This window comes from Pradoshia sp. Z4_20 (genome assembly GCF_058216035.1).
On record NZ_JBZAJD010000001.1, the window covers coordinates 247,744 to 267,731 of the forward strand.

Genomic DNA, 19,988 nt, shown 5'->3' on the forward strand with positions numbered 1-19,988 from the left:
GTAAATTGTGTGTATCTATAATTTTTATCGGGAAAACATATCGTATAAAAAGGTAAATGATCTGTTAGTGATGTGCATAAACTTATCCACAGATTTAAATAATGGCGCAATGTGTCGAAAGGTTTTATATTTCGACTGCACTTTTCATCAAATTTAGCTATTTGGCTATGACATAAATTAAAATATCCGTTATGATGGATAGCGGTGAAAAAGAATTAATAGAGGTGTATAGAGTGATAAAAGCATTTTTACCTTCCAAGCATGTTAAAAGTATTTATGAAATCAAACCTCAGGAATTAAAAGATAATGGTATAAAGGGGATTATTACAGACCTTGATAATACCCTTGTGGAATGGGATCGTCCTCTTGCCACGCCAGAACTGATTGCTTGGTTTGAAATGATGAAGCAACATGGTATTAAAGTGACAATTGTGTCCAATAACAGTGAACTACGTGTAAAGTCCTTTGCTGATCCACTTCAAATCCCCTTTATTTTTAGAGCGAAAAAACCTATGGGAGCTGCATTCAGAAGAGCTGTAGAGATTATGGGTATTAAAAGAGAAGAAGCAGTCGTGATCGGTGACCAGCTTTTAACCGATGTGTTGGGCGGCAATCGTAACGGGTTTCAAACAATCCTTGTCGTTCCTGTTGCTCAAACAGATGGCTGGACAACTAAAATAAATCGTAAAATTGAACGCAGAATATTAACATGGTTCCGTAAAAAAGGACAGATAACATGGGAGGACTAGACTTGGAAAAAGAACAAATTAGCTGTGTGGGATGCGGTGTGACTATTCAAACGGAGCATCCTGAAAAAATAGGATATGCACCATCTTCCTCACTTCAAAAAGAACAAATCATTTGCCAAAGATGTTTCCGACTTAAACACTATAATGAGGTACAAGATGTATCCCTAACGGATGACGACTTTTTAAAAATTCTGAATGGAATTGGAAGTAAGGATGCTTTAATCGTCAAATTAGTGGATATATTTGATTTTAATGGAAGCTGGCTGCCGGGAATTCAACGATTTGTCGGCCATAATCCAGTTGTTTTAATCGGTAATAAGAGTGATTTATTACCGAAATCAGTCAAGCCTAATAAGCTGATTACCTGGATGAAGCACATGTCGGCTGAATTTGGCTTACATCCTGTTGATATTATGCTTGTCAGCGGTGCTAAAGGACATGGAATTGAAGAAGCAATGGAGCGTATAGAGGAATTGCGTGAGGGACGTGATGTATATGTCGTAGGCTGTACAAACGTCGGTAAATCCACTTTTATCAACCGTATTATTAAACAGGGCAGTGGTGAAGAAAATGTGATTACGACTTCATACTTCCCAGGAACAACTCTGGATATTATCGAAATTCCACTGGATGATGAAAGAGCGTTAATAGACACGCCTGGAATCATTAATCACCATCAAATGGCTCACTTTGTGGGTAAAGAAGATTTAAAAGTGATTACTCCAAAGAAAGAGATTAAACCAAGAGTTTTTCAATTGAATGCTGGCCAAACTCTCTTTTTCGGTGGCTTGGCTCGATTTGACTTTATTCAGGGTGAACGGAATTCATTTACTTGTTATTTGTCCAATGAGTTAAATATCCACCGGACGAAATTAGAAAAAGCAGACGAGCTGTACAAAACACATGTAGGCGAATTATTGGTACCGCCGCATCCTTCTGAATTAGATGATTTTCCACCGCTAGTAGCTCACCAATTCTCTATAAAAGAAGGGAAGACAGACATCGTATTTTCTGGTCTGGGCTGGGTAACGATTAACAAGCCGGGAGCAGTTATTTCCGCACATGTTCCTAAAGGAGTGCAAGTGACGATCCGTAAATCATTGATTTAAAGGAGAGTAAAATGAAGAAGCTGTTCGGGGTATTAGGGAATCCAATTGAGCATTCAATGTCTCCGCTTATTCATAATGATGCATTTGATAAATATTTAGTAGATGGAGTATATTTGCCGTTTTGTGTTGAGGATATTGAGCTACAACAGGCAGTCGAGGGAATGAAAGCTTTGGGGGCCGGCGGATTTAATGTAACGGTACCTTTTAAAAGTCGCATTATTCCTTATATCGATGTCTTAGACGAATTTGCAAATGAAGTTGGTGCTGTTAACACTGTTGTCATAAAGGATGGACTGTTATATGGGTACAATACGGATGGTCCTGGGTTTATTAAAGGACTGCTGACTATAACCGATCGTATAGATGGTCAAAATGTCTTGATTATTGGTGCAGGCGGTGCGGCAAGAGGAATTTATTTTGCACTGGCTAAAACAGGTGTAGCAAAAATCGATCTCGCCAATCGGACTCATATTTCAGCAGAACAGTTGCTGGCAGATTATCATGGGAATATAAATTCGAGAGCAATCAGCCTGAAAGAAGCAGAGAGCTCTCTCGGCCAATATGATATTATTATTCAGACAACCTCGGTTGGGTTAGCAGACGTACATGCATCACCACTTTCTCTGACAGAACTAAATCAAAATGCAGTTGTGTGTGATATTATTTATAACCCTCTTGAAACCAAAATTTTAAAAGAGGCAAAAGACCGAGGTAATAAGGTTCAAAACGGTGTGGATATGTTTGTAAACCAGGGAGCACTGGCTTTCGAGTTATGGACAGGTGTTATGCCGGATACAGAAAGAATGAAACAATTAGTTTTACAACAATTAGGAGGATCATAAATGTTAAAAGGTAAACAAAAAAGATTTTTGCGTTCGAAGGCACATTCCCTTCAACCGATATTCCAGGTTGGAAAAGGCGGAGTGAATGAAAATATGATTAAACAAATTGGTGAGGCTCTTGAAGTTCGTGAGCTTATCAAGGTCAGCATCTTGCAAAACTGCGAAGAGGACCGTGATACGGTGGCTGAACAGCTTTCAAAAGGTGCACGTGCGGAATTGGTTCAAGTCATTGGTAATACGATTGTTTTATATAAAGAATCAAGAGAAAACAAACAAATTATTCTTCCATCATAATTAAATTCCTATTTAGGGAAGGGGGCACACTATATGAAAAAAATTGGTATTTTAGGCGGAACATTCGATCCCCCTCATATCGGTCATTTAATTATTGCAAATGAGGTTAGGGAGCAATTAGATTTGGATGAGGTACGTTTTATGCCTAATAATGTGCCCCCGCATAAAACCAAAACTTCAACGTCTAATCAAGAGCGCTTGGATATGCTTACATTAGCAATCGGTAGTAATCCATGTTTTATGATTGATACAATAGAATGGGAAAGAAATGGGCCATCATATACGATAGATACCATTAAACTCCTGAAAGAACGGGATACAAACTCAGAAATTTATTTCATTATCGGTGCTGATATGATTGAATATTTACCGAAGTGGAAACAAATAGATGAATTGAGTAAATTAGTCCGCTTTACAGGTGTTAAACGCCCTGGTTACAGTACTGAGACATCCTATCCTGTCACATTGGTGGATATTCCGGAAATCGCTGTTTCCTCTTCGTGGATTCGTGAAAAAATAAGCAATGGAAAGACAATCAAATATTTGGTTCCTGATGCGGTAAAGATATATATTGAGGAGAATCAGTTATATGGATCAACAAAAAGCATTGGAAATCGTTAGGCAGCAATTACCTGATAAACGATATATTCATACATTGGGTGTATTGGAAAGTGCTCAGGAATTGGCAGAACGGTACGGTGCAGATATAGAAAAAGCTAAATTGGCAGCAATCTTTCATGATTATGCCAAATATCGTCCTCTGGATGAGATGGAACAAATCATTAAGAATGAGCAATTACCCCAGGATTTATTGGAATATAATACTGAATTATGGCATGCACCGGTTGGAGCGGTTTTAGTTAAGAAAGAAGCAAATCTTCATGATGAAGAAATCCTTTCAGCAATCAAAAACCATACTTCGGGCTGTGTCGGAATGAGTATGCTTGATAAGATCATTTATTTGGCTGATTATATAGAGCCTGGGAGAAGTTTCCCTGGAGTAGATGAAGTGAGAGCGTTGTCCTTACTAAGCCTGGATAAAGCTGTGCTTCAGGCAATGGGAAATACAATCACATTTTTGATTAAAAAAAATCAAACAATCTATCCGGATACCTTCCATGCCTATAACGATCTTGCAAAGCAGATAGGGAGGAACAATTAAATGAATGGTAAAGAATTATTAGAGGTAGCTGCAAAAGCAGCTGATGACAAAAGAGCAGAAGAGATACTCGTTTTGGATATGAAGGGAATTTCGTTGATTTCTGATTACTTCATTATTTGCCACGGTAACTCAGACAAACAAGTACAAGCAATTGCACGCGAAATGAAGGAAAAAGTCGAAGAAAACGGAGCGACAGTCCGCCGAATGGAAGGCTTTGATGAAGCGCGTTGGGTTCTAGTTGATATGGGCGATGTTGTAGCGCATATTTTCCATAAAGATGATCGTTCATACTATAAATTGGAAAGATTATGGGGAGATGCCCCAGAAGTATCATTGCAGGAACTTAATATATGAATGTAAGTTATCAAAACTTTGCTTATGTTTATGATTACTTAATGAAAGATGCTCCCTATCAGGAATGGGTTGAGTTTTTAAAAAAAATTGCCCGAAAATATCAATTAGATGAAAAATCAATTCTTGATATTGGATGTGGGACTGGTGAGCTTGCTATTCGTTTGAAAGAAGCAGGCTTCCAGCCAACCGGCGTTGATTTATCAGAAGAAATGCTGGCTGTGGCAATTCAAAAAGCAAGCGAGAATCAGCATGACATCCCGTTTTATCACCAGGATATGCGAGCTTTAGAAGGATTGAATCTATATGATATAGTTGTCATCTTTTGTGACTCATTAAATTATCTTGGTGATGAGAATGATGTAAAGGATACTTTTAAAGGTGTTTTGAACCATATGAAAGAGGATGGTTTATTTATCTTTGATGTTCATTCTGTGAAAAAAATGTCCACTTTTTTTAGTGATCAAACCTATGCAGATAATGGAGATGATATTTCCTATATCTGGAATGCGTGGAAAGGGACAGATATTCCTCACAGTGTCGTACATGAGTTGACTTTCTATGTTTATGATCATGAGCTTGATGCGTATAACCGGTTTGATGAAGATCATTTTCAACGTACATACCCGATCGATATGTATAAAACTTGGCTTGATGAGATTGGATTTGAGCTTGTGGAACTGATGGGTGACTTCGGAGGAAATTCCCTTGATGAGGCCGATCGAATCTTCTTTGTTTGTAAAAGGAAATAATGTAAAAAAACCAGGAAACGTGATTTTCCTGGTTTTTTAGTTATGTTGACACAATGTTTTCATAAATACCTTTGTTTTCGTAAAGGACTTTTATAATATGATTAGAATTAATGATATGAAACCCCAAACTGATTTTCAATTCCCTTTAAATCCTCTTCAAATTTTCGATGCGTAGCCTGAAAAACATGACTAAAAACCTCACCTAATTCACTTTCCAGCACTTTGATACCTTCACCTGTAATACCGCCTTTCACACACACCTTTTCTTGCAAAGCAGGCAATGAAAAATGCTGCTGACGTAATAATTCACCGAGCCCAATCAGCATTGATTCGGTTAGCTGGGTGGCTTCTTCAGTGCTTATTCCCGTATGATCAACCGCAGCTTCGATAAAGTTTATTGCAATAAAACTAAAAAAAGCCGGACCGCAGCTAACAATATCTGAGGATACTCTGGTATATTTGTTGTCGATTTCGAGCGGCTTTGAAATTGCTGCTGCCATCTGCTGAAGTTGGTTCCGCCAATATGGACTGCAGGATTCACCAAATGTCAGCAGTGTTGCGCCTGCCAAGGCACGATTGGTAATAGATGGAATAAATCTAGCGCATGAGCAGGGGACGACAGCTTCCAATTGTTTGATGGAGATTGGACTTGTGATGGAAACAATGCAATTATCCGAACTTAGATGAGGTTCAAGAATTTCAATTAATGGATACATTTCATGCGGCTTTACACATAAAAAGATTAAATCCGCTTGTTTTGCAAGTTCAATACTTGTGTGTGCTGTATGGATTCCTGGTAATTCAACAGCCAGGGATTGGGCTTTGTGTTTAGTCCTGTTCATGATGATTACATCCTTTGCTGCAACGGCCGAAGACCCAATTAAACTTTGAATTAAGATGGTTCCCATATTACCTGTGCCAATTATGCCGGTAATCATTATAAATCCTCCTTATTGGATAAATATCACGATATCCACTATTCCTTATAACAAATTTATGCAAGTAAATATCAAATATGAAGAGGAGCGTAAATTAAATGAATGAGAAAATCGTACAGTTTATCAGGCGAAATGGAATCCTACTAGCAGGTGCAGGCGTAGCCTGTGCTGCACTCTTCTTTTGGAATATGCAATCTGAAGATGGGCAAATCGAACAAAGTGAAATAAATTGGACGGAGGAGAGTGCAATAGAAAAAAAGAATGAAGATACGGAAAAACTGGTGGCAGAACCTGAGGTGAGTGCTACTTATAAGGTTGATGTGAAGGGTGCCGTTCAAAAACCTGGTGTATATGAATTTTTGAAGGGGGATCGAGTAACGGATGTCATTCAAAAAGCAGGTGGATTGAAAAATGGGGCTGATAGTAAGCAAGTGAATATGGCGCAATTAGTAGAGGATGAAATGGTCATCTATATCCCAATCAAGGGTGAGACAGCAGAGGCTTCTAATCATACAGCTGGGGAAAGTTCAGGGAATACAGTCTCAGCGGCCAAGGGGGATGGTACAATTAATTTGAATAAAGCAACATCTGAAGAACTGCAGGAACTTCCGGGAATCGGTCCGAGTAAAGCGACAGCGATTTTACAAAAACGGGAAGAACTTGGATCATTCAAAACGATTGAAGATTTGAAGGAAGTTACAGGCATAGGTGATAAAACATTTGAAAAGCTCAGGGAATTAATAACTGTTAAGTAAGAAAAGAATAGTTGTAGGAAGGATACAATTCTTGTTAAAGTGAAGGAAAGTTCATTGAAAGAGGAGAGAGAAATGGAACGTATTTCATGGGATCAGTATTTTATGGCGCAAAGCCACTTACTTGCATTAAGAAGCACATGTACAAGGTTAATGGTTGGAGCGACAGTCGTAAGGGATAATCGCATTATTGCCGGCGGGTATAACGGATCAATTGCTGGAGGTGTGCATTGTGTGGACGAAGGATGCTATGTTATTGATAACCATTGCGTTCGAACCATCCATGCTGAAATGAATGCCTTGTTGCAATGTGCTAAATTTGGTGTACCAACTGAGGGGGCTGAGATTTATGTTACTCATTTCCCTTGCTTGCAATGCTGTAAAGCCTTAATTCAAGCAGGAATTAAAACAATCTATTATGCCGAATCCTATAAGAATCATCCATATGCTGAAGAATTATTTGAACAGGCAGGTGTGCGTGTTAAACAGGTGATTGTTGATGAAAAGTGGGTTGATTTCCATGATGAAAAGAAAATGAATTTTGTCATGGAGCTTATTAATGAGCTAAAAGAAAGAGGAGCTTCTGAATCTGATCTTGCACGCTATCTGAAAGATGCAGCAAGTTTATTTCCGCAATTTGACTGATATGAGCAACCGATTTTTATTTTATAGTGCTGTAATTGCTATTTCAGGGATTACAGCACCCATTTACTTAAGTAAAACTTTTCTTCTGCTAATAGTCCTCGTATTTTGTTACATTCTAAACAAATTTCCAATTAAGCAATCGATTCTCCTGTATATTATCTTTTCAATATTTTATGTCCATAGCTTTTTTTGGGATCGTTCAAATACCAGCCAGTTGACCGGGGCTGAAACTCAGCTTTTAATCCATTTTACATCCTATCCCCAGATTAAAGGGGACCGGGTTAGTGGTCTTGCTGAACTCTCAGATAACGAGAAAATATGGATTACTTACCGGATTAACAATGAAGAGGAGGCAAATGTCTTAAAAAATACGATTCTAACGGGAAAGTCCTTTCGCGTAAACGGAAATCTGACAAAACCAACTCGTGCAACGGTCGAGAATGGATTTGATTTTCGAACCTATCTAAGGTTTAATAGAGCGCATTGGATTTTGGAAATCGAAAATAAAGAAGATATATCCAAAGATAGCCGCAATTTGTTTGTAAAACTGGCACAAATGAGAGAGCGGGAAATTAAGCGGATTGATCATTTATACTTAGGAACCGCTGGCAGCTTTACTAAAGCACTCATATTTGGTGAACAAAGTGGTATATCAGAGGATATGTATAACCAATTTAAGAAACTGGGGATTGTCCATATCTTGGCTTTGTCAGGGATGCAAGTTGCATTAGTGGCTGCTATTTTATTTTATGGATTCTTAAGAATCGGCTTTACTCGGAGGCAAACCTTTTTGCTGCTAGCTTGTTTACTTCCTTTTTATGCGGTCATCACCGGATTGTCTGCTTCGATTGTCAGAGCATGCATGATGGCTTCCATATTTATGTTTGGTCAGTTTATCGGACTGCGGTTGACAGCTTTTAAAACAATAACGATTTGTCTAATGGGATATCTACTTATTAATCCGTATCAAATTTTCCATATCGGTTTTCAGTTATCCTTTTTGCTGACTTATGGGTTAATACTTTCAACAAAAATCCTTCAAAAATCGCCGCATTCACCTGTTTTCAGTCTTTTTATTATGACGGCAATATGCCAAATCATCTCCACGCCAATCATCATCTATCATTTTTATGAAATTTCCCTCATTAGTTTTATTTCTAACTTACTTTATGTACCGTTGTTTACTTATTTATTATTTCCTTTAACCATTGGTGTTTATTTGCTGATAATCCTTGAAATTCTTGTTGAGCCGGGATTGCTGATGCTCAATTTTATTTATTCTTTATTGGAGAAATCTACAGAGCTTATGTCTGCCTTGCCCTCCTCCACTCTTATATTTGGTAAGCCATCCAAACTGGTAATGGTATGTATTGTGGTTTGTTTTATCTCTATTCTTATTGGAATAGAAATCCGCTCGAAACACCTGTTTAATACGTGTCTAATCACGATTTTAATGCTCTTTTATCAATATAACAGTCAGTTTTTTTCAGGAAATGGAGAGATAACCTTTATAGATGTAGGGCAGGGGGATTCAACGTTCATTCAATTACCTGGTGATAATGGAACATATCTTATTGATACAGGTGGAGCCACTCTGTTTGGAAAGGAGGAGTGGGCAGTACATAATAGCCAGTTCGATCCTGGAAAAGATACTATATTACCATTTTTAAAAAGTAAAGGAATTAAAGTCATTGATAAACTAATCCTTACGCATGCTGATCAGGACCATGTCGGAGGAGCAAGAGCCATTGTTGAGGAATTGAAGATTGGTGAGATATTGATACCATTTGAACAGCGTAAGGAGTTTAGAGAGACGGAAGTAATAAAGGAAGCGATTGATCAGAAAATCCCCGTTAAAGAGGTTCAAGCAGGAATGGGGTGGACTGCGGGAGATGCTAAATTTACCATTTTATCGCCAGTAGAGAAAGTGGAGGAAAAGAATGAGTCTTCAATTGTTATAAAAGCAAGTATTAATCAGGTAGATTGGTTATTTGTTGGAGATTTAGGTGAACTCGGAGAAGACAAGCTTTTGCAAAATAAAATGAACCTAAGGGCTGATATTTTAAAAGTGGGACACCATGGCAGCAGAAACTCTTCCCAAATAGATTTTATAAGAGAGGTAGATCCTAAAATAGCTGTCATTTCATCGGGAAGAGATAATCGTTTTGGCCACCCGCATGAGGAAGTCATTCATTTGCTTGATAAAGAAAATATTATTATTTACAGAACAGATTTACAGGGCAGTATTCAATATACGTATACGAACAAAAAAGATGGAACGATTTCTATTCAAAGTCCATAGTATGTGTAAGAAATGAAAAACGGCCATGAGGCCGCTTGAAAAAATGAACTATGCACCGATTAATTGGATGACCATGGCAATAATAAACATGGTAGCGAAAAAACCAAATGATACAACAAATCCCATGATGGAATCTGATACGTCATTTGTTTTTGATTGTACATTCTTTTCAAACTCGTTCATTAATCCACCCCCCGACCTCTTTTATCATAGAACATTTAGTAAAAAAAATCCACAATCTCCAAATTTATATAATTATTATCCTGCTATTTTCCAAATAAACATTTCAGTACATGAAAGAGTCATTTAAATGGTAACTGATCTATAGCGCTTTTTCGCTTTTTTGTTAGGTATCCCGGGTCCGGCAAGAAGGCGTTGATATAGATTCTGGGAACCGGTTATTTTTTCCGGTTCCTCTTGAAAGACTTGTCAAAATTGATGGTGGGGATTAGGATGAAAGAAGGAATTTATAAACAGAGGCGATTATATTGGTAATGGATTTATGGAATACAATTAAAAGTAAACGGTTTAGTCCTGTCTACCTTTTATTTGGCGAAGAAGAGTATTTTATAAAAAAAACAAAGGCTTTAATCTGCGAGCATGCTTTATCAGAGGATGAAGCAGAGTTTAATTTGGCTACTATTGATCTGGAGGAAACACCTGTAGAGTTGGCAATCGAGGAATTGGAAACCTTACCGTTTATCGGGGAGCGCAGGGTTGTTATATTACATAATCCCATATTTTTGACAGCCGAAAGAAAGAAGGAAAAGGTTGAGCATGATCTAAAAAGATTGGAAAGCTATCTGGCTAATCCTTCACCGACATCAATTGCCATCTTTATAGCTCCATATCCAAAGCTGGACGAGCGTAAGAAAATAACGAAGGAATTAAAGAGAAATTCTGCAGTCTTGGAAGCGAAACCGCTATACGAAAAGGAATTATCTAAATGGATCACTGCCAACGCTAAATCCTTAGGAGTGAAAATTACACCTGAGGCGGTAGAAACTTTATTATCTCTGACGGGGAATCACTTAATGATGGCTGCAAGTGAGTTAGAAAAGCTCGCTTTGTATGCGACGGTCGAACAGGAAATTGACAAGGCAATGGTAAATAAACTTGTTCCCAAGACCTTTGACCAAAATGTATTTGATTTGGTCGATTATATTATGAATGGCCAAAAAAAAGAAGCTATCCAGTTATATAAAGAGCTTCTGATTTTAAAGGAAGAGCCAATTCGTATATTAGCAGCCATTGCACGGCAATACAGGATTATACTTCAGGTTAAAAAACTATCAGGACAGGGCTACAATGCCCAGCAAATAGCATCTAAATTAAAAATGAGCCCTTATCCGGTAAAACTTGCACTGAAGCGTGTGAATGATTTTACAGAAATGAAATTGATGCGTGCTCTCTCTGAATTGGCAGAGCTGGACTATAAAATGAAGAGCGGTGCCGGAGACAAAGAAATCCTTTTAGAGCTATTTATATTAAAATCATAACAGTACCTGGTAAAACGAAAGGTATCATGGCGAGTGCATGATACCTTTTTTGTAATCCTATCTTTTAATGGTTGTGAAGTTGTTTTCTATTAGGAGCCAGTTCTGCGGAAACGATAATCCTAATTTCCAATAACTCATCCCCCGAAGATTTAATTCCTTTAGTAGATTAAATTTTGCCTGTATGGAGCGAGCATCCTCAAACCATACCTCGTGTTCTCTTCCTTCGGCATCCCTGTATCTAAAATAGGGTGCCTGAGCATTATTGTCATAAAGAATTGGTACGTTATTACGTCGTGCCAGATCAATGGCCTGCTGAGGGGAGAGCGCTCTGGCTGTAGTACCCTGTACGAAGGGGAGTGTCCAATCATAGCCATACAGATTTTGCCCCATCATAATTTTACGTGATGGAATCTCTGAAATCGCATAGGTAAGCACCTGGCGAACAGGTCCTATAGGAGATACAGCCTGAGCTGGCCCACCGCTGTAACCCCACTCATAGGTCATAATGAGGACCCAATCTACAACTGCACCCTGTGCTTTGTAATCATGTGCTTCATACCACTTGCCCGTTTGGGTGGCGCTTGTTTTTGGAGCCAGCGCAATTGAAACCTGCCAGCCTTGCGGTGAAAATCTTTCCTTTGCTTTTTGTAAGAAATTTGTATAAGCCTCCCGATCTTCCCCTCTAAGACTTTCAAAATCAAAATGAATATCTCTAAATCCTTGAGCTTTGGCAGTATCTTCAATGTTGGAAAGCAAATTATTTTGGATATCCGTATTGTTTAAAATAACCTCCCCGAGTTCACTGCTGAACGCATCATTCTCTAAATTTGTCACAACCATGACCAGTACATTGTTCGCGCTCCTGGCTATGGCCGGAAATTCACCTAATAGAGGCGGTTTTAGCGTACCGTCGCGTTGAACTTGATAGCTGAACGGTGATAAGTATGTAAGGTGAGGTACTGCAATTCTTGCTTCTCGTTCCAGATTGGGAGAAACAGTATTTCCTCTTGGTTCCACATAGGCATTAAATTCAGCTTCACGTCTAGGGATTGGAGGAATATACAGCCTTAATCCTACAGTTAATGGTGTGTTTAATGAAATATTATTTACTTCTGCAATTTCTTGAGCAGTTCTTCCAAACCTCCGGGCAATTGTATATAGGCTATCTCCTGGTTGCACAAAGTAATAGCTCCCTGTAATCGGAATAACAAGTGCCTGACCTATAACCAAATCATTTGGATTTTCTAATTGATTTGAAGAGATAATTTGTTCAGGAGTAGTATTAAAGGTCTGCGCAATGGAATAGATACTCTCTCCTTGTCTGACAACATGTATTTGCATTTCTTTTCTCCTTTCGGTGGCTAATTATATTAAATGTATGTAGAGGAAGGAATAAGAATAACCAAAATGGATATTGGTCTATGCAAGAGGATAAAATAGAAAGTTCTTTATTTGTTCATATTTAGAACATGGAAGTTTGCTATTCGAATTAATTTGGTATAAAAAATAGACTATAATTTAAATGTGAAGTTTGTTGCATCATAGAGGAGTGAAATTGTGTTAAATAAGAAGTATAAGGGATTGCATCCCATTACCATACTACGGATTACGGGAATACTGGATGGTATCTCACTGCTTTTATTATTGGGCATAGCCATGCCGCTTAAATACTGGGCAGATTTACCCTTTGCCGTTACTCTTGCGGGTTCAATCCACGGTGGGATATTTATTGGATATATAGCTTCCATTATTTATACTCAAATTCGAATACAGTGGAAAATAGGCTGGTCTCTGTTAGCCTTCCTTGTTGCTTTCATCCCATTCGGTAATTTTTGTTTTGATGTGTGGCTGAAAAAGCATCAATCATTGTACGATGTAAAACCCTTACCGAAGCTGTGGATTGTATATGCCATTATCATGTTTACGTTTATCGATTTATTTACACAGCTACCAGTTATGAGTACATATGCTACTTCGCTTGGCGCAAGTGTAATGATTGCAGGGGTTGTTGTGGGAATGTATTCATTGACGAATACTTTTGGGAATATATTGTCTGGGATTTTTACGGATAAATATGGATCTTTTATTGTACTTTGTACAGGCTTGCTTATGACGAGCATTTCTTTACTGCTTTATAATTTTGTAAATGATGTACCTGAACTGATCATCGTACGTTTCCTCCATGGCTTCCTTGGTGGATTAATTGTACCTGCTGCTTTTACGTACTTAGCTAACCAAATGGATAGTAAGAAGCAAGGCAGCCAAAGTGCTGTGACAGGTTCATTTATTGGAATCGCAGCTATTTGCGGTCCTGCATATGGCGGTATTATGGCTAGCAGGACATCTGTGCCATTTGTTTTTACGACCATTGCTGCGTGTGGAATTATTCTTTTGCTTGCAACATTGTTGTTTTTGAGAACTCATTCTGAATCGAAACAGCATAAGACGGAGAAGAGGGGAAAACTTATCTTTAATAAAGGGATACTCCAAGCCTACACCGGAGCATTCTTTTTAATGTTTTCACAAGGGGCACTTGCGTATTTGCTGCCCTTGCACATTGATGTATTAGGTTATAGTTCAAGATTAAGCGGTACTTTAATGAGTATATTTGGATTGGTTGCTGTTGCTATATTTATTCTGCCGACGAATAAATATTTTGATCGAATTCCGCCCTTGGTTAGCTTTTCGATTGGATTAGCATGTATGGGGATCAGCCAAGTTTTACTGGGGCAATCAAGTGAGCTAATGGTTCTTTATTCTATAATGGTTTTATACGGGATTGGGTTTGCTTTCTTATTTCCTGCCGTAAATTCATTATTGGTTCAATCGACTACTAAAAGGATGCGCGGGAAGGCATATGGATATTTTTATGCGTTATTTTCATTAGGGGTTGTTGCCGGATCATCAGGTCTCGGATTAATACCAGCTTCTATATCCACGCAATTTAGCTTAATTGGAATCTTATTACTAGTTTGTGCAACAGTAATATATATGCAGGCAAAGCAACCGGAAACAGATACTGTAGAAGACAGTGTTGAAGGCTAAATAGAGTTTTTATCGGAAGGAGCTATCAGGCTCCTTTTTTTTAGGCCTGAAAAAGTGAGGGTGTTATACAGGGTTCGTCTTTATAAAAGTTAAAATGGAAGCTGCAATGCTGCTCCTGCAGCTTTCTGTTGTGTACTAATTTCGTTCAAGCTCCCAAAATTCAACTGGTAATCATCTCTAAAGTGATTTCCCATCAATGAAATAATCCATATTCTCATAATAAATCACACAAAAAAAAACGACCCTCTAGAGGGTACGTTTCATTAAGCGTTCAACTTGTTTACTTTTTTCATAAGACGAGATTTTTTACGAGCAGCAGCATTTTTGCTGATTAAGCCTTTAGTTGCAGCTTTATCTAGTCCTTTAACAGCAGCAACGATAGATTCGTTAGCAGCAGTAGCATCGTTAAGAGCAATTGCAGATTCTACTTTTTTAACGTTTGTACGTACAGCAGATTTTTGAGCAATATTGTTAGCTCTAGCAGTTTCGTTAGTTTTAACGCGTTTAATAGCTGATTTGATATTAGCCATTCTTTTCACCTCCAGAAGAACCGAGATTATGTCAACTCGATATTCTAATCAAATAACATTCACAACATATGATATTCTATCAAAATGTATGTCTTTATGCAATACTCAGATGCATCAAATCAAAAAAAACCATAGTGATAAGTAGTTTTTTCTGTTTAAACAAAGCTCTTTACATATTAAAAGAATGAGAAGAAAGAAATACGGGGAAAATAGCTCCTAAAGATCATTTCATGGGGGTAATCATTTGAATAAAGATTTAGATATGAGTCAGTATCAAATAAGGACTGATTTGGCTATTGAGGCTAGGGAACTGGCTATTCCGCTATCTGACGCACCGGACACATCGAATATCGAAGGTGTAATTTTTAAAGAGCGAGAGATGGATGGGATTAAATTATCGCATGTTGAAATAACGAAAGAAGGCGAAAAACAGGTAGGAAAAAAGCCTGGCTTTTACATAACACTGGAAGTTCAAGGAATTCGTGAGCAGGATTCTGAGCTGCAAAAAAAAGTCGAGGTTGTGTTTGCTAAACAACTGGCCTATCTAATAGACCGAGTTGGATTAAAAAAAGATGCACATTGTCTTGTTGTAGGATTGGGAAATTGGCATGTAACACCGGATGCTCTTGGTCCTACGGTAACGGATAATTTAATCGTAACTAGGCATCTGTTTAAATTTCAGCCTGAATCTGTTTCTGAAGGATTTCGTCCGGTCAGTGCCATCTCACCAGGGGTTATGGGTGTGACGGGAATTGAAACCAGCGATATTATTAAAGGAATCGTAGACAATATTCATCCTGATTTCATCATTGCTATTGATGCACTGGCAGCTCGTTCTATTGAACGTGTAAATACTACCATTCAAATTACAGATACCGGAATTCATCCTGGATCTGGTGTGGGCAATAAACGGAAAGAACTTAGTAAGGAAACATTAGGAGTGCCAGTTATCTCGATTGGTGTACCAACAGTGGTGGATGCTGTATCGATTACCTCTGATACAATTGATTATATATTGAAGCATTTTGGACGTGAATTAAAAGAGGGAGACCGTCCTCGCCGAGCTCTTGCTCCGGCCGGGATGACATTTGGAAAGAAACGTAAATTAACAGAAGAAGACTTACCGGAAGAAGAGCACAAAAAGACATTTCTTGGTATTGTAGGCACACTATCCGATGAGGAAAAGAGAATGCTGATTCGTGAAGTGCTCGCTCCTTTGGGACATAATTTAATGGTTACGCCTAAGGAAGTGGATGTATTCATAGAGGAAATGGCAAACTTGATAGCCAATGGTATGAATGCAGCTCTGCATGAGGCCATAAATCAAGATAATACAGGCTATTACACACATTAATCTCCGAGTATGGTTCTAGTTACTCTATCAAAGCATACATTTTACTAGAATGCTTCTGAAAGGGTGGAACCATGAAAGCAAAAAAACCTAGTTTTGTTGTAGTTGCACTTCAAGCAGCCACCATCATTCGTTTCATACTGATTATACTTGTTACGATGGTTTTTATATTTTTGATAACCGGATTATTGACATCGCTTAAACCAGAATTTCGACCAAGTTCAGATTCGGTGAATGAAGCGACTGGACAAGTTCCCGGTAAAATTTTATATAAGTATTTAGGGCAAGGGAATAAGTACTTTTTGCAATCATTCCCCGAAGAGGAGACAGAGTCTGTTTCGAGGCAGATTTTCCAATCACTGACAAATATCTCATTAAATGATCCACGGAGTTTATTGGGACATGAGCTACCGGGATATTCCTTGTTTGATGGGGAGATTTTAGTGGCAGGTGAGGGTACTAATTACACAAATATGCCAATTGAGTCTCCTCCATCAGAGGAAGCTATGGAAAAAGATACAGAGACTGAGGAAATCGTGGATGAAGAAGAACCTGTTAAACCAGAACAGGCTGGTACTCAGAAAACGAAAGAAGAAGTGATGTACATCTATTTCTCACATACAAGGGAATCGTATCTTCCTTTATTAAAAGGTGTGACAAATCCTAATTCTGCCTTTCATTCAAAAGCAAATGTCACGCTTGTCGGTGAGAAGCTCAAGAAGTCGCTTGAAGCGAAAGGCATTGGGACAAAGGTAGATAAAACAGATGTTAATGCCATATTGAACAAGAAAGGGCTGCAATATGGCAGTTCATACAGCCAATCGCGAAGTCTTGTCCAAGAGGTTATGGCTAACGACAAAAACTTGAAATATTTTATTGATGTTCACCGTGATTCGCAGCGAAAAAAAGTGACGACTATTTCAATTAACGGAAAAGCTTATGCTAGATTATGCTTCATTATTGGTGGTGAAAATCCAAATTATGAACAGAACTTAAAGTTGGCAGAGGAGATGCACAAGAAAATTTCAGAAAAATATCCTGGTTTAAGTCGCGGTGTCTTTGAAAAAAGAGGTGCGGGGACGAATGGGAAGTTTAATCAAGATTTATCCGGAAATGCCATGTTAGTTGAAGCTGGCGGTGTGGATAATACATTGGACGAATTAAATGCTTCAATGGAAGTGTTAGCTGATGTATTAGCTGAGCATTATTGGGATGCCGAGCCAGTACAGGGAAATGCTGCAGAGTGAGAAATAAATAAAGGAGAATGCCAAGATGGGTAAATTTATTTTAAAAATAAGTATGCTTCTTTTCCTCCTTCTCTTTGGGGTCATCCTGGGAATGCAGCTGGCCAATCAAAATATGAAAAAAATGCAGGGATATGATGATCCAAAAATGTATGAAGCCTTTACAATTGATAAACAGGATGACGGAGACATTAACGCTACGGTTCTCGGAAATCAGGTTTCGACAACTGACCTGGAGGAAAAGAAAAAGGAAATGGAAGAATGGAAGGCATTTAATGTTTTATCCAGTGCAGGGAAAGGCATATCTGATACCTTAACAAGTTTATTTAAAGGGATGGCAGGAATGATTTCAGATGAATAATATAATCCAAGCGAGCTCGTACGGAGCTGATTAAAACTCCGCGAGCTTTCTTTATTTATCTATTTAATTCCCTCATTTCTCCTAAACCGTTTACGGTTTGAATTTATTTCTGCTATAATCAGTAATATCTGTGTTTTGAAAGTAACAGGAGTGAACAGAATGAATAATCAGGAACGGCTAAAACGACAAAGTAAAATCCGTAACTTTTCGATTATTGCTCATATTGACCATGGGAAATCGACATTAGCGGACAGAATATTAGAAAAAACGAATGCTCTTACTTCCAGAGAGATGAAAGACCAGCTTCTTGATTCCATGGATTTGGAAAGAGAGCGCGGAATAACAATCAAATTGAATGCTGTTCAATTGAAATATAAGGCGAAAGACGGCGAGGAATATATTTTCCATTTAATTGATACTCCGGGACACGTGGATTTCACGTATGAAGTATCCAGAAGTTTGGCAGCTTGTGAAGGTGCTGTGCTAGTGGTCGATGCTGCACAGGGAATCGAAGCGCAAACTTTGGCCAATGTTTATTTGGCATTAGACAATGATTTGGAGATCTTGCCAATCATTAATAAAATAGATTTGCCTAGTGCTGACCCGGAACGCGTTCGTGGTGAGATTGAAGATGTAATTGGGCTGGATGCATCTGAAGCTGTTCTTGCCTCTGCTAAAGCTGGTATCGGGATTGAAGAAATCCTCGAACAAATTGCGGAAAAAGTACCTGCTCCAACTGGAGATCCCGAAGCTCCTCTGAAAGCATTGATTTTTGATTCAATCTATGATGCATATCGTGGAGTCATCGTATCCATTCGAGTGATGGAGGGTACGGTAAAACCGGGTGATAAGATCAGAATGATGGCGACAGGTAAGGAATTTGAAGTTCTCGAGGTGGGTGTCCATACTCCAAAAGCAACTCTATGCGATGAACTAACAGTAGGAGATGTTGGATTCCTGACAGCTGCCATTAAAAATGTCGGCGATACACAAGTCGGGGACACAATCACCAATGCTAAAAATGGAGCAACAGAACCATTACCGGGGTATCGCCGTATGAATCCGATGGTTTATTGCGGTCTATATCCAATTGATACAGCAAAATTTAACGATTTACGTGAAGCACTTGAAAAACTGGAGCTAAACGATTCTTCCTTGCAATATGAACCAGAAACCTCTCAGGCGCTTGGATTTGGTTTCCGTTGCGGATTCCTTGGATTATTGCATATGGAAATTATCCAGGAAAGAATTGAACGTGAATTTAATATTGATTTGATTACAACGGCACCAAGCGTAATTTATAAGGTTAAGATGACAGATGGCAGTGAGATTAATATCGATAATCCATCTAACATGCCTGACCCGCAAAAGATTGAAAGTATTGAGGAGCCATATGTAAAAGCTACCTTGATGGCACCAAATGATTTTGTCGGTGCAATTATGGAGCTTTGTCAAATGAAGCGTGGGAATTTCATCGATATGCAATATGCTGATGAGAACCGCGTAACTATCATTTATGAACTGCCATTATCCGAAATTGTTTATGATTTCTTTGACCAATTAAAATCAAATACAAAAGGATATGCATCTTTTGACTATGAGTTAATTGGCTACCAAGAATCTAAACTGGTTAAAATGGACATCTTATTAAACGGTGAAACCGTTGATGCATTGAGCTTTATCGTTCATAGAGACTTTGCATATGAGCGTGGAAAAATTATTGTAGAAAAGTTGAAGGAGCTTATTCCTCGACAACAATTTGAGGTGCCTATACAGGCAGCAATCGGCAATAAAATCATTGCACGTTCTTCGATTAAAGCAATGAGGAAGAATGTACTTGCAAAATGTTACGGTGGAGATATTTCACGTAAACGTAAACTATTAGAGAAACAAAAAGAAGGTAAAAAACGCATGAAACAAGTTGGTTCTGTAGAAGTTCCGCAAGAAGCGTTTATGGCAGTTCTGAAGATGGATGACTCCAATTCAAAAAAATAAAATAGTAAGAAAAGCAGGCCAGACATTTTTGTTCTGGCCTCTATTTTATTATGATAGATATAACGTT

At 38.3% G+C, this 19,988-nt stretch carries 21 protein-coding genes; 17 read left to right on the plus strand and 4 right to left on the minus strand.

Annotated elements, in window-relative coordinates; translation table 11 throughout:
- Positions 1 to 194: 194 nt before the first annotated feature.
- The 8 genes from AC4BHP_RS01140 to AC4BHP_RS01175 are packed head-to-tail and all read left to right on the plus strand — an operon-like array spanning position 195 to position 5,259.
- Entirely contained in the window at positions 195 to 749 is a 555-nt protein-coding gene (locus AC4BHP_RS01140) for a YqeG family HAD IIIA-type phosphatase (protein WP_175354283.1), read from the plus strand.
- Positions 737 to 1,858, plus strand: coding sequence for a ribosome biogenesis GTPase YqeH (yqeH, locus tag AC4BHP_RS01145; RefSeq protein WP_395940461.1), 1,122 nt, complete (start codon positions 737 to 739; stop codon positions 1,856 to 1,858). The genes AC4BHP_RS01140 and yqeH overlap by 13 nt, the downstream gene beginning before the upstream one ends.
- Positions 1,859 to 1,869: 11 nt before the next feature.
- The gene (gene aroE, locus AC4BHP_RS01150; RefSeq protein ID WP_139892601.1) at positions 1,870 to 2,700 is read left to right on the plus strand and encodes a shikimate dehydrogenase; all 831 of its coding nucleotides are present in this window, start codon (positions 1,870 to 1,872) and stop codon (positions 2,698 to 2,700) included.
- Positions 2,701 to 2,994 (plus strand): ribosome assembly RNA-binding protein YhbY, encoded by a 294-nt coding sequence (gene yhbY / locus AC4BHP_RS01155; RefSeq protein WP_066105322.1) that lies wholly within the window; start codon positions 2,701 to 2,703, stop codon positions 2,992 to 2,994.
- A gap of 33 nt (positions 2,995 to 3,027) precedes the next feature.
- Positions 3,028 to 3,615 (plus strand): nicotinate-nucleotide adenylyltransferase, encoded by a 588-nt coding sequence (locus AC4BHP_RS01160; protein WP_066105318.1) that lies wholly within the window; start codon positions 3,028 to 3,030, stop codon positions 3,613 to 3,615.
- Positions 3,584 to 4,156, plus strand: coding sequence for a bis(5'-nucleosyl)-tetraphosphatase (symmetrical) YqeK (yqeK, locus tag AC4BHP_RS01165; protein WP_066105314.1), 573 nt, complete (start codon positions 3,584 to 3,586; stop codon positions 4,154 to 4,156). Before AC4BHP_RS01160 ends, yqeK begins: the two co-directional genes overlap by 32 nt.
- The gene (rsfS, locus tag AC4BHP_RS01170) at positions 4,157 to 4,510 is read left to right on the plus strand and encodes a ribosome silencing factor (protein WP_066105311.1); all 354 of its coding nucleotides are present in this window, start codon (positions 4,157 to 4,159) and stop codon (positions 4,508 to 4,510) included.
- The gene (locus AC4BHP_RS01175) at positions 4,507 to 5,259 is read left to right on the plus strand and encodes a class I SAM-dependent DNA methyltransferase (RefSeq protein WP_139892600.1); all 753 of its coding nucleotides are present in this window, start codon (positions 4,507 to 4,509) and stop codon (positions 5,257 to 5,259) included. Before rsfS ends, AC4BHP_RS01175 begins: the two co-directional genes overlap by 4 nt.
- Positions 5,260 to 5,366: 107 nt before the next feature.
- Here AC4BHP_RS01175 and comER read toward each other — a convergent pair whose 3' ends face one another.
- Positions 5,367 to 6,197, minus strand: a complete 831-nt coding sequence (gene comER, locus AC4BHP_RS01180) for a late competence protein ComER (RefSeq protein ID WP_490551107.1) — start codon at positions 6,195 to 6,197, stop codon at positions 5,367 to 5,369.
- A gap of 98 nt (positions 6,198 to 6,295) precedes the next feature.
- Here comER and AC4BHP_RS01185 point away from each other — a divergent pair, with 98 nt between their 5' ends.
- From AC4BHP_RS01185 to AC4BHP_RS01195, 3 genes are all read left to right on the plus strand, one after another.
- Complete coding sequence (locus tag AC4BHP_RS01185) at positions 6,296 to 6,952, plus strand: helix-hairpin-helix domain-containing protein (RefSeq protein WP_077248068.1); 657 nt, start codon at positions 6,296 to 6,298, stop codon at positions 6,950 to 6,952.
- Positions 6,953 to 7,024: 72 nt separating this feature from the next.
- Positions 7,025 to 7,594 (plus strand): ComE operon protein 2, encoded by a 570-nt coding sequence (locus AC4BHP_RS01190; protein WP_066105301.1) that lies wholly within the window; start codon positions 7,025 to 7,027, stop codon positions 7,592 to 7,594.
- Positions 7,563 to 9,896, plus strand: a complete 2,334-nt coding sequence (locus AC4BHP_RS01195) for a DNA internalization-related competence protein ComEC/Rec2 (protein WP_490551109.1) — start codon at positions 7,563 to 7,565, stop codon at positions 9,894 to 9,896. Before AC4BHP_RS01190 ends, AC4BHP_RS01195 begins: the two co-directional genes overlap by 32 nt.
- Before the next feature lie 48 nt (positions 9,897 to 9,944).
- On the opposite strand, the gene AC4BHP_RS01200 is transcribed toward AC4BHP_RS01195, so the two are convergent.
- Complete coding sequence (locus AC4BHP_RS01200; protein WP_066105296.1) at positions 9,945 to 10,079, minus strand: YqzM family protein; 135 nt, start codon at positions 10,077 to 10,079, stop codon at positions 9,945 to 9,947.
- A gap of 311 nt (positions 10,080 to 10,390) precedes the next feature.
- Between AC4BHP_RS01200 and holA the strand changes: the two genes are divergently transcribed.
- Positions 10,391 to 11,395, plus strand: a complete 1,005-nt coding sequence (holA, locus tag AC4BHP_RS01205) for a DNA polymerase III subunit delta (RefSeq protein WP_077248089.1) — start codon at positions 10,391 to 10,393, stop codon at positions 11,393 to 11,395.
- 57 nt (positions 11,396 to 11,452) lie between these two features.
- Here holA and AC4BHP_RS01210 read toward each other — a convergent pair whose 3' ends face one another.
- On the minus strand, positions 11,453 to 12,736 hold the full coding sequence (locus AC4BHP_RS01210) for a glycoside hydrolase family 18 protein (protein WP_066105291.1): 1,284 nt from the start codon (positions 12,734 to 12,736) through the stop codon (positions 11,453 to 11,455).
- Positions 12,737 to 12,952: 216 nt separating this feature from the next.
- Between AC4BHP_RS01210 and AC4BHP_RS01215 the strand changes: the two genes are divergently transcribed.
- Complete coding sequence (locus tag AC4BHP_RS01215) at positions 12,953 to 14,440, plus strand: MFS transporter (protein WP_139063838.1); 1,488 nt, start codon at positions 12,953 to 12,955, stop codon at positions 14,438 to 14,440.
- Positions 14,441 to 14,703: 263 nt separating this feature from the next.
- Here the strand turns inward: AC4BHP_RS01215 and rpsT are convergent, their stop codons facing one another.
- Positions 14,704 to 14,970, minus strand: a complete 267-nt coding sequence (rpsT, locus tag AC4BHP_RS01220) for a 30S ribosomal protein S20 (protein ID WP_066105290.1) — start codon at positions 14,968 to 14,970, stop codon at positions 14,704 to 14,706.
- Between the two features lie 262 nt (positions 14,971 to 15,232).
- Here rpsT and gpr point away from each other — a divergent pair, with 262 nt between their 5' ends.
- The 4 genes from gpr to lepA all read left to right on the plus strand — a co-directional run bounded on the left by gpr (position 15,233) and on the right by lepA (position 19,921).
- Entirely contained in the window at positions 15,233 to 16,324 is a 1,092-nt protein-coding gene (gene gpr, locus AC4BHP_RS01225; protein ID WP_175354282.1) for a GPR endopeptidase, read from the plus strand.
- A 71-nt stretch (positions 16,325 to 16,395) separates the two neighbouring features.
- Positions 16,396 to 17,568, plus strand: coding sequence for a stage II sporulation protein P (gene spoIIP, locus AC4BHP_RS01230; protein ID WP_066105286.1), 1,173 nt, complete (start codon positions 16,396 to 16,398; stop codon positions 17,566 to 17,568).
- A gap of 25 nt (positions 17,569 to 17,593) precedes the next feature.
- Complete coding sequence (locus AC4BHP_RS01235; RefSeq protein ID WP_066105283.1) at positions 17,594 to 17,926, plus strand: DUF3679 domain-containing protein; 333 nt, start codon at positions 17,594 to 17,596, stop codon at positions 17,924 to 17,926.
- 159 nt (positions 17,927 to 18,085) lie between these two features.
- Positions 18,086 to 19,921, plus strand: a complete 1,836-nt coding sequence (lepA, locus tag AC4BHP_RS01240) for a translation elongation factor 4 (protein ID WP_066105279.1) — start codon at positions 18,086 to 18,088, stop codon at positions 19,919 to 19,921.
- The last annotated feature ends 67 nt before the right edge of the window (positions 19,922 to 19,988 follow it).

Excerpts from the sequence above, each read along its gene's own strand:
- AC4BHP_RS01160 (WP_066105318.1), top strand. The coding sequence starts at position 3,028 with ATGAAAAAAATTGGTATTTTAGGCGGAACATTCGATCCCCCTCATATC.
- AC4BHP_RS01140 (WP_175354283.1), top strand. The coding sequence starts at position 195 with ATGGATAGCGGTGAAAAAGAATTAATAGAGGTGTATAGAGTGATAAAA.
- AC4BHP_RS01175 (WP_139892600.1), top strand. The coding sequence starts at position 4,507 with ATGAATGTAAGTTATCAAAACTTTGCTTATGTTTATGATTACTTAATG.
- AC4BHP_RS01185 (WP_077248068.1), top strand. The coding sequence starts at position 6,296 with ATGAATGAGAAAATCGTACAGTTTATCAGGCGAAATGGAATCCTACTA.
- yqeK (WP_066105314.1), top strand. The coding sequence starts at position 3,584 with ATGGATCAACAAAAAGCATTGGAAATCGTTAGGCAGCAATTACCTGAT.
- AC4BHP_RS01200 (WP_066105296.1), bottom strand. The coding sequence starts at position 10,079 with ATGAACGAGTTTGAAAAGAATGTACAATCAAAAACAAATGACGTATCA.
- spoIIP (WP_066105286.1), top strand. The coding sequence starts at position 16,396 with ATGAAAGCAAAAAAACCTAGTTTTGTTGTAGTTGCACTTCAAGCAGCC.
- lepA (WP_066105279.1), top strand. The coding sequence starts at position 18,086 with ATGAATAATCAGGAACGGCTAAAACGACAAAGTAAAATCCGTAACTTT.
- aroE (WP_139892601.1), top strand. The coding sequence starts at position 1,870 with ATGAAGAAGCTGTTCGGGGTATTAGGGAATCCAATTGAGCATTCAATG.
- AC4BHP_RS01190 (WP_066105301.1), top strand. The coding sequence starts at position 7,025 with ATGGAACGTATTTCATGGGATCAGTATTTTATGGCGCAAAGCCACTTA.
- gpr (WP_175354282.1), top strand. The coding sequence starts at position 15,233 with ATGAGTCAGTATCAAATAAGGACTGATTTGGCTATTGAGGCTAGGGAA.
- AC4BHP_RS01210 (WP_066105291.1), bottom strand. The coding sequence starts at position 12,736 with ATGCAAATACATGTTGTCAGACAAGGAGAGAGTATCTATTCCATTGCG.
- yhbY (WP_066105322.1), top strand. The coding sequence starts at position 2,701 with ATGTTAAAAGGTAAACAAAAAAGATTTTTGCGTTCGAAGGCACATTCC.
- AC4BHP_RS01235 (WP_066105283.1), top strand. The coding sequence starts at position 17,594 with ATGGGTAAATTTATTTTAAAAATAAGTATGCTTCTTTTCCTCCTTCTC.
- holA (WP_077248089.1), top strand. The coding sequence starts at position 10,391 with ATGGATTTATGGAATACAATTAAAAGTAAACGGTTTAGTCCTGTCTAC.
- yqeH (WP_395940461.1), top strand. The coding sequence starts at position 737 with ATGGGAGGACTAGACTTGGAAAAAGAACAAATTAGCTGTGTGGGATGC.
- rpsT (WP_066105290.1), bottom strand. The coding sequence starts at position 14,970 with ATGGCTAATATCAAATCAGCTATTAAACGCGTTAAAACTAACGAAACT.
- AC4BHP_RS01195 (WP_490551109.1), top strand. The coding sequence starts at position 7,563 with ATGCAGCAAGTTTATTTCCGCAATTTGACTGATATGAGCAACCGATTT.
- rsfS (WP_066105311.1), top strand. The coding sequence starts at position 4,157 with ATGAATGGTAAAGAATTATTAGAGGTAGCTGCAAAAGCAGCTGATGAC.
- comER (WP_490551107.1), bottom strand. The coding sequence starts at position 6,197 with ATGATTACCGGCATAATTGGCACAGGTAATATGGGAACCATCTTAATT.